11 protein-coding genes and 1 pseudogene are annotated in these 16,711 nt (G+C 46.6%); 2 read left to right on the forward strand and 10 right to left on the reverse strand.

Annotated features, from left to right (window positions below; all coding sequences use genetic code 11):
- Both G343_RS15670 and G343_RS0101620 read left to right on the forward strand, forming a co-directional pair.
- Positions 1–271, forward strand: a pseudogene (locus G343_RS15670) (transposase); the annotation flags it as partial.
- A 134-nt stretch (positions 272–405) separates the two neighbouring features.
- Complete coding sequence (locus G343_RS0101620) at positions 406–2,085, forward strand: ATP-binding protein (protein WP_020006374.1); 1,680 nt, start codon at positions 406–408, stop codon at positions 2,083–2,085.
- Positions 2,086–2,127: 42 nt separating this feature from the next.
- On the opposite strand, the gene G343_RS0101625 is transcribed toward G343_RS0101620, so the two are convergent.
- From G343_RS0101625 to G343_RS0101670, 10 genes are all read right to left on the reverse strand, one after another.
- Positions 2,128–3,159: a CapA family protein gene (locus G343_RS0101625; RefSeq protein WP_020006375.1), complete on the reverse strand. Its 1,032-nt coding sequence runs from the start codon at positions 3,157–3,159 to the stop codon at positions 2,128–2,130.
- Between the two features lie 85 nt (positions 3,160–3,244).
- A complete protein-coding gene (locus tag G343_RS0101630; RefSeq protein ID WP_020006376.1) occupies positions 3,245–4,675 on the reverse strand; it encodes an acylphosphatase in 1,431 nt (476 codons plus the stop codon).
- Between the two features lie 27 nt (positions 4,676–4,702).
- Entirely contained in the window at positions 4,703–6,358 is a 1,656-nt protein-coding gene (locus G343_RS0101635) for an acylphosphatase (protein WP_020006377.1), read from the reverse strand.
- 19 nt (positions 6,359–6,377) lie between these two features.
- Entirely contained in the window at positions 6,378–7,997 is a 1,620-nt protein-coding gene (locus G343_RS0101640) for an acylphosphatase (RefSeq protein ID WP_020006378.1), read from the reverse strand.
- Positions 7,998–8,024: 27 nt separating this feature from the next.
- Complete coding sequence (locus G343_RS0101645; RefSeq protein ID WP_020006379.1) at positions 8,025–9,422, reverse strand: ATP-grasp fold amidoligase family protein; 1,398 nt, start codon at positions 9,420–9,422, stop codon at positions 8,025–8,027.
- Between the two features lie 19 nt (positions 9,423–9,441).
- Positions 9,442–11,493 (reverse strand): glycosyltransferase family 2 protein, encoded by a 2,052-nt coding sequence (locus G343_RS0101650; protein ID WP_020006380.1) that lies wholly within the window; start codon positions 11,491–11,493, stop codon positions 9,442–9,444.
- Positions 11,486–13,399 carry a glycosyltransferase family 2 protein gene (locus G343_RS0101655; protein WP_020006381.1) on the reverse strand — a complete coding sequence of 638 codons (1,914 nt, stop codon included), beginning with the start codon at positions 13,397–13,399 and terminating at the stop codon, positions 11,486–11,488. The genes G343_RS0101650 and G343_RS0101655 overlap by 8 nt, the downstream gene beginning before the upstream one ends.
- A gap of 22 nt (positions 13,400–13,421) precedes the next feature.
- Positions 13,422–15,020: an ABC transporter ATP-binding protein gene (locus tag G343_RS0101660; RefSeq protein WP_051087873.1), complete on the reverse strand. Its 1,599-nt coding sequence runs from the start codon at positions 15,018–15,020 to the stop codon at positions 13,422–13,424.
- A gap of 70 nt (positions 15,021–15,090) precedes the next feature.
- A complete protein-coding gene (locus G343_RS0101665) occupies positions 15,091–15,870 on the reverse strand; it encodes an ABC transporter permease (RefSeq protein ID WP_020006383.1) in 780 nt (259 codons plus the stop codon).
- An 18-nt stretch (positions 15,871–15,888) separates the two neighbouring features.
- Positions 15,889–16,710, reverse strand: a complete 822-nt coding sequence (locus tag G343_RS0101670) for a glycosyltransferase family 2 protein (protein WP_020006384.1) — start codon at positions 16,708–16,710, stop codon at positions 15,889–15,891.
- Position 16,711: the final 1 nt, after the last annotated feature.

Raw genomic sequence — 16,711 nt, forward strand, 5'->3', positions numbered from 1 at the left:
TTAAGCGGGGCCGGATTCACTCATGATTACCAAGTATACGACTCGAGGCGAACACCGGATCACCTACACTGGCTGCATACTGTACTATCTAATGCGAAAGCCTTTGTCGGCGGTACTTTCCACGGGTTTGGATTCGAAACACCTGCAATCCTATCTGGATGAATTTTGTTATCGATTCAATCGTCGAAAATTTGAAGGTGAGTGGTTTAGCCGCTTAATTGCTTTATGTGCCAAATCTACAACGATCACTCATTCTGAGCTAGTGGGATAATCATTTAATATTATACAATTTCTCAGAACTCTATGTGATATTTACATAGTTTAAATGATTTAAAATAATACCTATGTTAAAATTACATAGATATCTCAAAAATTTAGTTAAATTGTAATAAGAAAGGACAGAATATGACTTACACAAATGATGATCGATTTTTAAGTCACCTTAAAAATTGTATTCCTGAAAATGCCCATAACTATATGCTGAGTACATACACAATTATTCTCGAGGCATGGAGAAGGGGACTTGATGTGGACATCAAAATCATCAAACAAAGATCTGGCATTATAGCTCCAAACTACTCCATTAGTGATGGTCAAAAAACACACAAGTTTAATGTGACCCGTGGCGATCTTGTATCACCAGAAGCAACAAAGATTGCTATGAACAAACATCTTACCAAAGAATATTTATTGAAAGCTGATGTTGAAACACCTAAAGGCGACAATTTTGATGAAAAAAATACCGACGATGAGATTTTAGACTTTGCTAACCAGGCGGGTTATCCGCTTGTATTAAAACCAGTCGATGGTACCGGCGGAAAAGGCGTCATTGCTAATATTAAAAACGAAGCGGAGATGAAACATGCAATTCAGCATGTACGAGAAGAGCTTAATAATTCAAATGTGATTGTTGAACAGCATTTTGAGGGAGAAGACCACCGCCTTTATGTAGTTGATGGTCAAGTGGTCGGGGTATTTAAACGTGATCCGGCCAGCGTTGAAGGCAATGGTAAGGATTCCATTCAAAAGCTTTTAAAACAGAAGAATGAAGCACGCATGAAAATTCCTTCAGTTAAAGGTACGCCTATAAAAGTAGACTCTGAAACAAAAGAATTGCTCAGGCGACTTGGTTATACTATGCAGTCAGTACCAGCTGAAGGAGAAAGTGTCTTCCTTAAATCAAAAAGTAATGTTTCTTCCGGCGGAGAAGCAGTGGATGTAACCGATGAAACAACGGATGAAATGAAGCAAATCGCAGTCAATGCTGCAAAAGCAATACCTAGCCTGGTGCAGGGCGGCATCGATATGATGATCGATCGGCAAAACAATAAAGGGGTTGTTATTGAGATTAATTCAAGACCCCATATCAGGACACACCTGTATCCATCTTATGGAAAAGCCAGAGACATCCCTACAGCCATCATCGATTACTACTTCCCAGAAACTAAAGGGTATGACCGTGCAGAACCGAATCAGCTGTATATCGATTATGATTTTATCTATGATGCCGCCCTGTCAAGGACGGCCGCAAACATAGAATTACCGAAACTGCCTAAATCTCCGATTGTATTAAAGCGATATGAAATAAAAGGGACTGATTACTCCGATCGTTTCGCCAAACGCGTTCGACGCCTTGCGTTCAATAACAAAGTGCATGGTCATATAAAATCCTTGCAAAGTTCGAATATCGGAATCGTTGCTGGAGGAAATGAAAAAGATGTGCAAGCATTTGTTGATCAGTTGAAACAATATGCAACCCGCAATTCTAAGTCAGCAAAACTCATTGAGAAGAACAGGAAAACACCGATAAAACATGGATTTCATATTATAGATACGGATTCAGTTCAAACAAGCAGCAGTGATACTGCCGGCACGTCAGATACTTATCTTGAAAAATACAGTAAGTTAAAAGATGATTATCAAAAATTAGTAAAAAAACTAGCTGAATACGAACAAGAAGAAAATATGAGAACACTGACCGAAAAGCAAAATAAACAATTGAAAAAAAGACTTGGCCACATTGAGAACAGTTCCTCATGGAAAGTCACTAAACCGATTAGATATATCGGAGGGAAATTCAAGTAAAAAGCCGCTTTTGAGCGGCTTTTTACTTGTTTATATGGTATTCTATTTCAATTCAATTTCCGGCATCCAGTTTTTGAATCTGCTCGATAATTCACTATAAACTTCCAGGGAATCAAATTCATCATGCGCTGTTTTAATATACGGATTCTTTTCAATATATTCCAGTAAGTGATGCATCTGATACCGATTCTTCTTATTCGCATCTACAAAAGTAAGGTCGAGTACGGGATTATCAGCTTTAACTTTGCCTGATTCCTTTGAAATATCTAAAGATATTGTTCCGCCAATTTGTCTGTACAACCCTTTTTGTCCTGAATAGAAATTACCTAATGAGTAAATCACAAATGTTTTTTTACCTCTGGAGTTAGTTATCCACTCTGCTGGCTGAAGCACGTGAGAGTGGTGACCGATAATGATATCTGCACCTGCATCTGAGACAGATCTTGCAGTATCTTTCTGTACCTCACTGGGGAGCAAGGAATACTCTGTCCCAAAATGGATAGATACAATTACAACATCAGGCTTTTGTTCCTTTCTAAGGCGCTCAATATCAGCTCTGACTCTCTTAATCTTTCCAGCTATGATACGATTCAGAAGGTATTCTTTGCCTTTAGGAGGGAAATCACCGAATGTCGTCCTGCTATAAGACAGGAATGCACATTTAATACCATTGGCTTCAATGACCCTAAATTCTTTCCTGTCCTCTTCTGATTTATGCGAACCTACATACATCAGCCCTGCTGTTTCTATATTTTCAATGGATTTTATCGCGCCTTCTTCTCCAAAATCCATTGTATGGTTGTTAGAATTCGTTACTATGTCTGTTGAAAATGACTTTAGATTCTCAGCAAGTTCAACGGGATTGTTAAATTTTGGGAATGAAGTGATCCCCATTTCTTCACCTGCTACTAATGTTTCTAAATTGACCACTGAGATATCTCCGGCTTCCAGTAACTTTTTCGCAGGCGCCATTTTATCTTTAAAATCATATCCGCCATCCCCGGTCTTGCTAATATTATAGATTCTGTCGTGAAGTAAAACGTCACCAGTCGCTGTTAATTTCAGCTTAGCCATCAAAAAACTCCTCGCCCATTATGTTATGTAAATCGTGAAGACATCAATGTACGCCTCACAACCTGTTTTACAATTATATAAATCATTACTGTCTGATTTCAAACCCGATACGTACGCGTTTATCCCACTTATATTCCCGGATATTTTCTACTTCCGCCCGTTTTGGTCCTTCATAACAAATATCCTTGAATGCATCCACTTTTTCTTTGTCAGTTGAAGCGACAACCACCACTACATTACCGTCTTTCAAATTCTTCACATAGCCATGCAATCCTTGACGAACGGCCTGGTTTTCAGCCCAGATTCTATAGCCGACGTTCTGTACTTTGCCGGAAATTACATAGCGTTTGGCGTATAATTCACCCACAGGTGCATCGGTGATTTCTATCTCTTTGATGGCATTGCTTCTGAACTGCTGCAGAATACTTTTATAATCGAAATATAATTGATTACTCTTTACTGTATCTTTGGTTTCTTGGAAATAATAATCGATAATCTTCTCTGCGATGTTCTGATGTTCCCCGTGCATTGGAAACACATGAAGTGCACTGCCGGCAGTTACATTAATCTCAATCACTGATGCTGTATCTGCACTTACTATCATATCTATGCCTGCATGATGCAAACCCGGGACAGCCTTTACTGCATTGATGGCGGCCGCTTTCACATCTGGCCGCAAATCATTGGTCACATCGACGGAATCACCGCCTGCCGACATGTTGCTCTCTCCTTTGAGATAAACCAGCTGGTCTGTTTTAGGGATATCGGTCAGCTGCAAATTTTGTCTGGTCAGATAATCTTTCATCCTGTCATCAATCTTCATCAGACGGGTTGAGGTATGCGGATTTTCTTTTCTGATTTCATTCTTATCATTAATCAGTTCTTCGATCGTCTTTGAGCCGTCACCGGTGACATTGGCTGGAGTCCGTTTGGTTGCAGCAACGACTTCATTCCCTGCTACGTACACTCTCATGTCTTCACCAGATATATGCTGTTCAACTAAAAAGTCGGTATAATCAAAATTCGATTGAATGTATGCCAGATTCTCTCTGAACATTTCTTCAGTCCGGATATTGGTCGTCACCCCTTTACCCAGGCTGCCAAATGTCGGTTTCAGTACGTACGGACCTTCTTGTTGAAATACAGAATCTATCACTTCATCCACCGGAGTATTACTCGTGAAACCGAAACCTTCCGGGACCGGTACACCTGCATATTTAAGATACTTCTTCGTCAATGCCTTGTCCGTGCCAATATCCACCGCTTCATTGGCCACTTTATCCCCGCGGGTCCGGTAAAAGAAGTGTGTTTTATCTTCAGAAGTGAGCGAGAAGAGTTTACCTTTCGGGTCAAATCCGATACGTTTCAGATCCGTTTTATCCGTATTCGTTTCATAGAACTTTAAGGATAAGCCTCTTCTCCAGCCTTCTAAAGCCAGCAGATACGAATCGATATTAAAACGGCGCACACCTGCAAGCATTTCTTTCGACAGCCAGCTCGGATAGATTTCTGTCATAAAAGCTCCCCTCCGTAACTTTAGAAACTACTTCGATTTATCCCTATTGTTTCTGACTTTTGCACTGAGTGTTCTTAAAGGATTCGTATATTTCCATGATGTACTGTTCAATATATGTTTATTATCTTTGACGACTCTGTCCCGCTGCTTTCTCTGGTGTTTCAAGTCTTTCTCCATCTTGCGTACAGCATGTTGGACGGACTTCAAACTGTTCGCATTATATCTCTCTGTGATTTCAAAACCGACGGTCACGGGTTCATCCCAATGTTCTTCAGTAATATCATCTACCCGTGAAGCATTGGGATAATTCGCGATCTGCGCCTTGAAGTCATCAATCGCATCCTTGTCTGTACCGGCGATGATAACCTCGATTTCGTCGAACACCATATTTTTCACATAGCCGTGCAGATTTCTATCCAATGCATGCTTCTTAAGGAAACGATGATAGCTGTTCCGCTGGACGTTGCCCCTCACCACAAAACGTTTGGCATACAGCTCTCCCATCGGTGCCGGTGATACTTCCACTTCGAGTGCCGACCGGTTCTCTAGCGGCTCCAGTATATTGATCAAATCGAAATACACCCTCGATTCCGATGTATCCATCCCGGCGGTTTCAGGAAAATAGTAGTCGATAATCGCACCGGGAATGTCGCGCGACTTGCCTTTTAATGGAAACAGTGCCCCGCCGATCTGGGCGGTCGGGTTCAATTCGATGACCACCCCGGGCACATCCTGCCCCCTGTTCTGATTGACGATAATATCGACGCCGCCATGATATAATCCTGGCACTGCTTTTAAGGCATTGATGGCAATTTCGGCAAACGCTTCCGGCAGTTCATCCGTGACATCAATCGGGTCCCCGCCTGAAGAAACGTTTGTCTTTTGTCTGAGGTAAATGACCTCTCCTTTTTCGGGGATGCTCGTCATAGCATAGCCGGCTTCCTGAATGAATTCCAGAATTTCAATATCGGTTTCGATCAGACAGCTGTTGAGCCGCGCATTTTTCCTGCGCTCTCTGTTCTTCAGATTAATCAGTTCTTCAATATCATGCCGGCCGTCACCGACAATATTCGCCGGCACGCGATTATACGCGGCAACGACTTTGTCTTCGACCGCATAAATCCGGTATTCCTTGCCTTCCACGTGCTGTTCGACCACGAGTTCCTGGTACCCCAGCTCATGGCGCACATAATCGAGTGCTTTTTGGAAGCCTGCATCGCTGCTAATGTTGGTCACTACCCCGTCCCCGAGACTGGCATTGGTCGGTTTAAGCACGAGGGGGTACTCAATCGATTTCGCATAGCTGAATATGTCTTCATCTGTTGCATTTTCGGTAAAGCCTTTACCGTGTGGCACAGGGACACCTGCTTTTGCCAATGCCTCTTTTGTATCATCCTTCTCAGAGCCGATTTCAACCGCTTCATTGGAGACTTTATCCCCCCTGGTACGGAAGAAATAATGGGTCCGTTCTTGTGAAGCGAGCGAAAAAAGTCTGCCCGGCGGATTTACGCCGAAAACGATCATATCATCAAAATGTTCAGAGTCTTTAGTGTACCATTTTAACTGCAGTCCTCTCCGCCAGCCTTCCAATGCTACTGCAAACGCATCAAGACGTGTCTTTCTGGCGTTTTTTACAATATCATTAGTCAGCTGGGGCAGGCTGATCCCCTGATCCTCTTCCATTGTCATTCCCCCTCATCTATTATTTCTGTTTGAATTTTTTAATGACCCCGCCAACGATACGTACCGGCAGCGTAATTTTCCAGGATGTGCTGTTATGGAATTTCCTGCGTTCCACTTCCGCTTGTTTGCGTTCGAATTCCAGAATGTCCAATTCCTGCTTATGTTCCTTCAGTTCTCTCAGCTGTGTCTTCAGATCCGCCTTGATCTCAAAGCCCATTTTGATCGGTGCTTCGTAGACTTCCTGGCGCACTTCAATCACCTGGGCCCTTTCCTCGTCCTCCCAGAGACCATTTTCAAAATCATCCACCATTTCTGGATCCGTGCCTGCAGCCACGACTTCAATATCGCCGTTTTCCATGTTCATGACAAAGCCGTGCAAATAGCGTTCAAACGCCTGTTTGCGGAGGCCCCGGTGATAGCCGAGATCCTGGACATTACCGATGACCGTATATTTCTTCGCATAAATCGTGTCCCGCGGGGAAGGCGTCACCGTCGTCGTACTGGCATCTCTCGCCTGAAGCGGATCAAGGACATCATGATAATCAAAATAGGTCCGCTTCTTATTTGTGGTCCTGTCTTTGGTTTCCGGGAAATAATGATCGATGATTGCTGCAGGCACATCTCTCGGTTCACCTTTGATCGGGAACAGAAGACCGCCGAGCTGGGACGTCGGATTAATTTCGATCACGCTGCCCGAGCCGTCCTTCACAATCATGTCGACTGCGCCATGCGTCAGTCCGGGAACGGCTTTAATCGCCTGTACCGCCAGCGCTTTGACATCCGGTGATAATGTATCGAAAACATCGACAGGGTCGCCGCCAATGGATATATTCGCCTTATCGCTGAGATAGACCTGTTCCCCATCTTTGGGCACTGTATTTTCTGTGTATGCTTTTCGCCCGATGTACGCTCTCAGTTCACCATTCACTTTAATCGGACAGCTGACCAGACGGGGGTTTTCATTTCTCACATCATTTTTCATACTGACCAGCTCTTTGATGGTATGTCTGCCATCTCCCATTACGTTCGGGGGGACACGGTGCATTGCCGCCACTACTGCATTATCCACAACGTACAAGCGATAGTCTTCTCCCGGTATATGCTGTTCGACAATCACATTCCTGTAATTGAGCGCTGTGCGCACCTCTGTCAGGGCATGCTCAAGCTCTCCGGCACTTGTTATATTGGAGACGACGCCTCTGCCAAAACTGCCGTCCGTTGGTTTCAGAACGACCGGATAACCGACGGTTTCAGCATAATTCATAATGCTTTCATCAGACGCCGCTTCAGCGAACTGTTTTCCTTCCGGGACAGAGACTTGCGCCCTTTTTAACACCTGTTTCGTCTTTTCCTTATCTTTACCGGTGGCCACTGCTTCATTTGTCACTTCATCGCCGCGGGAGCGGAAGAAATAATGCGTCCTCTCTTTTGAGCTGAGTGAAAACAGCTGGCCCGGGCGATCCACATACCATGTATGCATGTCTTTGAACTTCTCGGAATCCTTGACATGCCATTTTAAAGTCAAGCCGCGTCTCCAGCCTTCGAGTGATACCACATAAGCATCCAGGAAGTTCCCCCGTACTTCAGACAAGATGTCATTCGACAAATGCGGCAGCCATTCCGTGTTGATCTCTTCCATTCATGCTTCCTCCTCTGATACAATCCTTTATCTATGATACCTGTTCTTTAATTCCATAAAGGCGGTAAATGCTTTGTGATTCAGTAAATCCTGTTCCAGCCGGCCCTGCGCTTTTAGGAAACAGTCACCCATCCACCGATCCGTGCGGGTATCAAATCCGTCGTAATTGCCGGGCTTCGGAGTGAACTCACCGAACACCAATGAATTCTCAGAGCGCAGGAAATCGACTCTTATGAAGGGCGCCGGGATCTGTGCGCTGATGCCGGACGCCAAGTCCACTTCCTGCGGTGTCACACCTTTGCCTTTGAACGGCTCTGCTTCATACTTGCCCGTGTGTACTCTCTGACCCTCCGGCGTCCACCAGCAGTATTTCAATTCGGGATAACGGATGATTTCAAGCACCAGCCCGACTTTGCCATAAAAACTGTAGAACTTGATGTCGGTTGCAGGGATTTTGTTATGTCTGTCTTCCATGATCAATTCTTCGATGTTCCATCGGTCATCATTGACTCTGCCTGAGCTGAGATCCTCCTTCATGCTTTGAATGAGCGCTTCCCAGCTGGTGAGTTTCCTTGACCGTTTAACATCTATTATATCATTAAGATCATAGACGATGTATACGCCTCTGGAGCCTGCACCATCCGCCGGTTTAATAACCACGGATTCCACTTTTGGCAGCTCCGAAATCTTATACGGTTTCGCGGAAGTCCACGGCCTTTTTATGTTGAGCTGATCAGCAAAGTCAAAGGCGGCCTGCTTCTCATCCAGCAGCCATTCAGGCAGTGTCTCTGAGAGCTGCTTCTGCCGCATCCGCATGTTCAGGCTGCCTCTGAAGGAAGCGGCCGTATCCAGCGGGAGCGGGTCCTCCGTCAGCCCTTCCCTGATCATATATTCAGGGATATCCTCAATTTTAAGCGCCTTCAGCAGTTCGTCATAGATTGCCTGGCGGCTGGCTGTATCCTCATTCATGAATAACCGGCCGGCATATGCTAAGGCCTGGTTGTAGTTTTCATCATGCTGTTGTTTCTGCTTCACTGCTTTTTCAATATAGCCGATCAGCGCAGCATTCGACATTTGCGTACGCAGCAGGTTCTGTATTTTGATGCTGTTCATTGCCCGGTCATCGAGGGCAGCGATGTGAAGTGCCTCTGTGGTTTCATGGAGTTCTTTTTGCGTCTCCCTCAGTGATTCTCTCAACGATTCGATTTCACGGTTGTGATGGCTTTCGCTGTCAGCGGACTTTCTGATCAGTTTTCTGAGCGGCCGGGAAGATTTCCATGTATTGCTGCTTTTGATCTGGCTGATTCGCTTCTCAGCCTCTGCCTTCTCACGATCCGCCTTATCGATCTGCGCACGCTTTCTCAGCAGCTTCCGCATCATCCGGTGGTCTGCCTCTTGGTTCTGATTGTTTTGCTCACTATCCATTATTCATGTCACCTGCTCTCTATACAGTGCGATGCTCAAGGATGATCCAATCTTCCAGGCGGCTGACGTAATCCTCCCAGTTTTCCTGTGAGATACTGGCATGCCGGGTATTTACATCCGCACGAATCGTATCATTCCCAGGATACCATTTTACCGGTTTGCCGGTATATTCTGAAGCATTTTGGGTGCACCGTCTTAAGTCCATGGGCATGTCATCGATTACACCTCGGACCACCTTTGCTTTGACATTGGGGACATAGGCCTGCCTCTCCATAAAGACAGCCGGATGTTTGATCAGCAGAACTTCTGTGTCTATATTTTCTCCATATACAAGCATTTGCACATTTGTACCATCTGCTGTTTTACGTATGGCAGGGTCAATCGCTTTGGTCATTGAGAAATCATAGCGTGCCATCTGCACGAGACCGGTGCGCAGCCCCAGATTATTATTGGTCTGGATCTCAGCCAGCGTTTCCTTATGCTTCTCCCCTGACATCCGGAAATCCGAGATCATTACGACGTCAAAATGCCTGAACCCATCTGTCTTTTGCTCCCGTGCGATCCACATCGGCTCAGGCACCGGATACGGCGGTTTTTCCCAGGAAAAGGGATGATACAGCGAATCCGCTTGCTGGTGATATCGTCTGTGCACTTCAGCATACTCTTTCCGTATCCCCATCAGGAACCCTTTATAACCGAATGCTGAACTCCCTGTAAGTGACCCGGACGCCTGTCTTGGAAATGACAGGGGACCACTGTTAAGATCAACGACCGCCGTGCTGCCGAATACAGCGGTGATGCGTCTTTTGAACTCACTGTCCGCCGCAAAACGCACGGCATCCCAGTAACCGATAGACGACACTGCCGGCTGACGCCGGAACATCAGCGATGACATGTTCGGAAAGATATAAGTACCGGGGGTGCCTCTGCGATGTAACGTCAATGCTTCTGTCAGACGTGCATGTTCCGATGTATTGGCAATCACGGCGTCATTCATCATCAGATGTCTGACCTGGGTCTCGATTTTCTGAGGATGGGACCAGTCATCGGCATCATTGATGGTGACAAATTCACCGGTCGCAATACTTAAGGCAAGATTACGGGCCGCATACGGGCCGCTGTTGGCGGGCGTGGACAGTATTTTCACCCGCCCGTCGTTTTCTGCGTATCTTTTCGCAGCTTCCGCCGTCCCGTCCATGCTGCAGTCGTCAACGACCAGGAGCTCGATATTCTGCCAGGTCTGGTTCAGTATGGAGTCAATGCCTGTACCGATACCGTCAGCTGATTGGTAAGCCGGCATGATAACAGTGACTTTCGGTCCATCCGGCGCTTTTTTATATGTGTTTGCAGCAGCCAGATTTTCATATGTACTGCCGTTAAAAGTGATCGGAGAAATGTCATACAGTTCGAGCGCCCGATTAATCCATGCTTCACGCCCTGCCAGTGATTCTGCCTGATTCGCCAACGCCAGATACAGATCCGGGTGCACCGATGCCTCTAACCGGTCCATAAGCAGCGCCTTTGCCGACGCACTGTCCCCGATTTTCTGCAGGCATTCCGCAGTAATGATGGCAGCTTTCCTGAGAAACGCTTCATCCTGTCTGCCGCCAATGGCGTCCAGCAGATAACAGAGCGCCTGCTGCGCCCCGTCCACGGTATATTTATTGGCATGCCACAGGCTCAGTTCCCATGCAGCTGCCATTCTTAAATAGGGATGCTTCGTCCTATAGTAAAGCTGTTCCAAATCCTTTAGTGCTCTGCCGGTAAAGCCGAGTTCATACAGATGGTAAGTATATTTCTTCAGCTGATTGTGTGCATCCTTTTGTTTATAGGCTCTGCTGTAGAGCTGTTTCCGGTTGCGTCTGCCAAGCACATAAGCACCCGCGGCCCGCACAAACCTTTTGGCACCTCTGGGCACACCGGCTGTTTTCTGCATGATTGACCGGGCGCAGTCAAATTCCATCTGGATACTTTCCTGTTTTTGCTGCGCCGCTTCCTTCTCCGCTTCCTTTTCTTCCAGAATGCGGGTCAGCCGTTTCAATTCTTCTGTATGGTCATGAGTGTCAGCCATCCACATCATCTCCCGTTGTTTCTGTCAGCGGAACGTCCCATCCTTCCAGCATTTCCCGGATTTCATCAGTGTGCGGATACCAGGTGCCGGCGGTGCCGAAATATTCTTTCATATGTTTTTGGATCGGCTGCATCTTTTGGGGCTCAGGAGTCACGGGGACTTCCACGCTGACTTCCCCCGCTGTGATCTCCGGACGGTATTTCTGCCATGTCTCCAGGAGTCTGGGATCACTCAGAGTCAATATCTGCGCTGTGATCTTTTCTCCATAGACAATCATCTGTACATGATCGCCATCAATCAGCTGGCGTATTTCCGGATGGATATCTGATTCAAGCGTCAGGTCATACACATACAGCTGCATGAGACCGATACGACTATTTTCTTTTTTCATCGTGCTGATTTTTTCTACAGCTTTGGAAACTTCTTGTCTGAAATCGCTGGCGATGACGGCATCAAACTGCCGCCTGCCGTCAATCTTCTCCTCCCGTTGCGGCCACATCGGCTCAGGCACTGGAAACGGCCTGGCATTTTGCGGGTAGTACAGTGCAGGTGCATGCGCATGATGATGTTCCAGTGCTTCGACGTATTCCTTCCTCACGCCCATGAAAAACCCATCGTAGCCAAATGCTGAGCTGCCGGTCAGGGAAGAGACTGACTGTCTCGGCAGTGACAAAGGCCCTGTCGCGAGATCCACATAGCTCTTCTGGCCGAACACTTTGATCAGACGGCGCTTAAATTCCCCGTCTGCAGCAAATCTCACACTGTCCCAGAAACCGATATTTTCAATGACAGGCTGACGCCGGAACATGATCGAAGACATATTTGGAAAAATATACTTACCGGGTATGCCCCGTCGGTACAGTTTCAGATCTTCCTCTGTCAATCTTGCATGTTCTGATGTATTCGCCATCACTTTGCCGTTTTCAATTAGATGCGTCGCTTGAATTTCAATCTTCTGTTTGTGAGACCAGTCATCTGCGTCATTGATGGTCACAAATTCACCGGTGGCTGCTTTCAGCGCAATATTTCTTGCAACGTACGGTCCGCCGTTGACCGGTGTCGATAAGTGTTTAACACGCGAATCCTTCTTGGCATATTCTGCGATTGTTCCAGCAGTATTATCCGAGCTGCAGTCATCGACGACCAAAAGCTCGATATTCAGCCATGACTGGGAAAGCATCGATTCGATCGCAATTCTGATGCCGTCTTCTGCGTTATATGCCGGCAGTATTACAGAAACTTTAGGACCGACCTTTCTCTGCATGTCAGCCGGTAATGTGATGAGGTTGTCATACGCAGCAGTGTTAATGTCTGTATCGAAACCGATCGGTGCGAGATCATATAAATTCAAGGCTTTGTTGATTGAATCAATGCGTGCTTCTATGGATGTCTTCAGATTGGCGGCCGCAAGATACAGATCGGCGCGCGGGGCGCGCGCGATCTGTTTATCAATCAGCACCTGTGCCTGCGCCTGCGCACGCTCGCCCTGACGTTCCAAGCATTCTGCCGTAAGGATTGCGATTCTCCGCTGCTGGTTCAGGTTCTTTTCCCCGTCGGCTGCGCCCGGCAGATATTTCAGTGCCTCTTCGGCTCCTTCTCTGGTATTTTTATTGGCATGCCAGAGACTCATCTCCCATGAGATGAGCCTTCTGGTTTCCATATGATCCGTATTGTTTAAAAAGGCTTCCATATCTGCCAGCGCCTGATATGTGAAGCCTAGATTATAGAGGTGGTGTTTCATTGCTTTCAGCATCTGTCTCTGTTCGAATTTCCTGCCGTTTAATAGCCGCGTGAGCTTTTCCTTCTGCCTGCGGGTAAGCAGGTCACCGATTTTCTTCCGCTGTTTCGCACCGAGCAGGGTATACACCATAAAGTCAGCCGGCACAGATATTATTTTTTTAAGCATGACAGCCACCCCCTGTTATGAATTATACTTCCGTCTGCGTCTCTTGTTGTTGTCTGTTTACTGCATTATTGTCCGTCGCAGCCCCTTTTCTTTGCTCCGGCACAGATTTCTTAAGTAATCCCTGTGCCTCTCTGTATTTGTAAACCGCCTCATCGACATTCCCGTCAAATGCAACACTGCCCTGATCCATCCAGATACCGCGGGTACAGATCTGTTCGATGAAGGCCAGACTGTGGGAGACGATGATGACCACTTTCGCCCGGCTCATCATATCCTGGATGCGTTCACTCGCTTTCTGTTTAAAGGCGAGATCCCCGGTGGCCAGCGCCTCATCAATGATGAAGATGTCCGGCTGAAGAACGGCGGCAATACTGAAGCCGAGCCGGGATTTCATGCCGCTGGACAAATCTTTGACGGGTTTTTCCACCTTTTTGCCCAAGCCCGAAAACTCGATGATCTGATCATAATATTCATCGATGCGTTTTTTTGGTATGCCGAGCAGCAAAGCGTTCAGATAGATATTGTCCTCACCGCTTAAATGGGGGTTGAACCCCGTGCCGTATCCGAGCAGTGCGGAAGTCTCGCCGTAAAGATCCAGTTCGCCTGTGTCCGGGCTCAATATTTTCGTAAGCACTTTACAAAGCGTACTTTTGCCAGCCCCGTTGTGCCCGATAATGCCGACGACTTCTCCTTCTCTAACCTCAAAGCTGACGTCTTTAAGCGCCCAGAATTTGCCGGTGCTCAGTTTGTATGAGACGCCGACATCCTTTGCGCGGAGGACGACGTTTTCGGTCACCTTCGCCTCTGTCTTTTCAATCTGCAGATTCCGGCGTGCTCTCGGCGGCTGTTTAGGTACAGTTGCGCGGTAGTGCTGAATGACTTCTTTCGGGTCCCCGATTTCCCGCACATGACCTTTGTCCAGCCACATCAGCCGGTCACAGTTGTTCTGGGCATATCTCAGACTGTGGGTCACCAGGATGACCATCTTCGCATGCTTGACGAGTGCATTCATCTTTTGCGATGCTTTCTTCGAGAACTTGGCATCCCCGGCATTCAGTGCTTCATCGATGATCAGTACTTCGGGGTTCAGATTCGCTGCCACACTGAAACCGAGTCTTGATCTCATACCGCTGGAATAATATTTCATCGGCTGCTCGAAGAACTCTCCAAGATCTGAAAACTCATGGATCTCATCGATGTATTTCTCAATCTCTTTTTTATCGATGCCGAGCATCATACCATTGAGATAGACATTCTCCCGGCCCGGGAGTTCTTTGTTGAAGCCCATGCCCATTGAGAAGAGTGCTGTGACATTGCCGTCCACTTCTATGGAGCCTTCGTCTTCTTTCAGTATCCCTGAAATAATTTTCGCCAGCGTCGTCTTTCCGGCACCATTCGAACCGATAATCCCCAGGATTTCACCCTGTCTGCCTTTGAAGCTGATATTTTCAAGGGGGGTCACCAGTTCCCGTTCCGGCAGCCGCCACTCTTTAAAGAACTGGAGTATCCGTGATTTGAAATCATCCGCATGGTTCCCGGAATAGAATGACACACCGACATCCTCTGCATTGACGACTGTATCCTCATTGTTGTTTTTGTTATTCTCTTCTTGATCATCCATTTTTGAATCTTCGTTAATAGACAATTCAAAAAACCCTCTTTATAAAAGTATTCGTTCATAATTCCAATATCTACAATGATTTAATGATCTTGTATTCATTTCTGCTGTAGTACCAGGTCATATATACAATAGCTGCGGCAGATGCCACAAATATGATTGCAAGTCCTGTAAAGTTCGGGATGTTGCCGTACATCAGTATATCCCTGTAGGAGGTCACAATAACTGCCACAGGGTTGTATGTCACTGCCCAGCCGTATTCCGGAGGTAATCTGCCGCCTTCCCAAATGATGGGCGAAGCATAGAAAAACACCCGGGTCACATACTGGAGCACATTCTCAAGGTCGCGTACAAACACTGTGACATATGCCAGGATCATCCCGACCGCAAGCAGAAATGTCGTCTGTATGATGATAAGCAGCGGGAGAAAGATGAGTTCCCAGCCCGGCATCACCCGGTATACCGCCAAAAAGACTGCAATAATGATAAATCCGAAAGCGAAGTTGAACAACTGTGTAAGCGTAAAGGATATCGGGAACAGTGACTTCGGCAAATACACCTGACTGATGATTGAACTGTACTGCATGATTGAACTGGATGACGAATTAAGCGTCGAACTGATACAGCGCCAGACAATCAATCCAATAACCAGGAAGAGGGGGAAGTTTTCGGTATCCCCGCGATCTAAGATGACCACGACAAGAAAATAAAAGACCAGCACGTTTAAGAGCGGATCTAAAAGCCACCATAGGTAGCCCAGATAGCTGTTCCGATGTTCTGCTTTGAGCCCGGATCTCACCAGATAATACAACAAGTCTTTCCGATTCAGCATTTCCTTTAAATATTTCTTCATAACTAAAAATGACACCGCCTAGTTTTCCTGGTGCCCGGACAATTTTTTTCCGGACCTGCTTTTTACTATTATTTTATATTTAATTAAGTCTTTGATGGCAATGACAGCGTAATGGGAAAAGTACCATATGCTCGCCGGCAGACTTTGTTTTTCGATGTTTCTGAAAACATACCAGTTCTGTCTGGCCGCCTTGCGCTTGTTCGATGATATGGAATCCCCCACCACTCTGTAAGTTGCCAGCACTTCAGGGAGGCCGTATGCGAGATGACCCTGACGCGCCAATTTGAGCCAGAGCGCGTAATCCTGACGGGTCCGTATATTGGCCATTTGCACTTCACCGAGCTTGTCACGGTCAAGCATGACAGTCAGACAGCCGATGACACACCGTTTCATCAGGTCATCATAATTCACCGTGTCAGGAGTCTTTGAAAAATACCCTGTCCAGCTCCCGTCTTTTAACACGCGGACATACTTTGTGAAAGAGAAAGCGATGTCTTTCTCCGTCATGAATTGAAGCTGCTTCTCAAGCTTCTCGGGCAGCCATCTGTCGTCACTGTCGAGAAATGCGATATAGCGCCCCTCAGCACAGTCCATGGCTGTATTGCGCGCCACGGCCGAACCGGAATTCTCCTCGAGTTCGATGAGTTTGATGCGGCTGTCCTTGGCCTGCATCTCTTTAATGTAACCAACCGTACCGTCCTGTGAGCGGTCGTCGACGATGACCATTTCCCAGTTGTCATATGTCTGATCAATCACCGACTGAATGGTCTCCTTGATGAAATCTTCTGCATTAAATGCCGGTGTAATTACGGAGATTAAAGTGCTCTGTACTGTAGTCATT

The sequence above is a fragment of the Salinicoccus albus DSM 19776 genome, from assembly GCF_000385175.1.
In the GTDB taxonomy this organism is placed as follows: domain Bacteria; phylum Bacillota; class Bacilli; order Staphylococcales; family Salinicoccaceae; genus Salinicoccus; species Salinicoccus albus.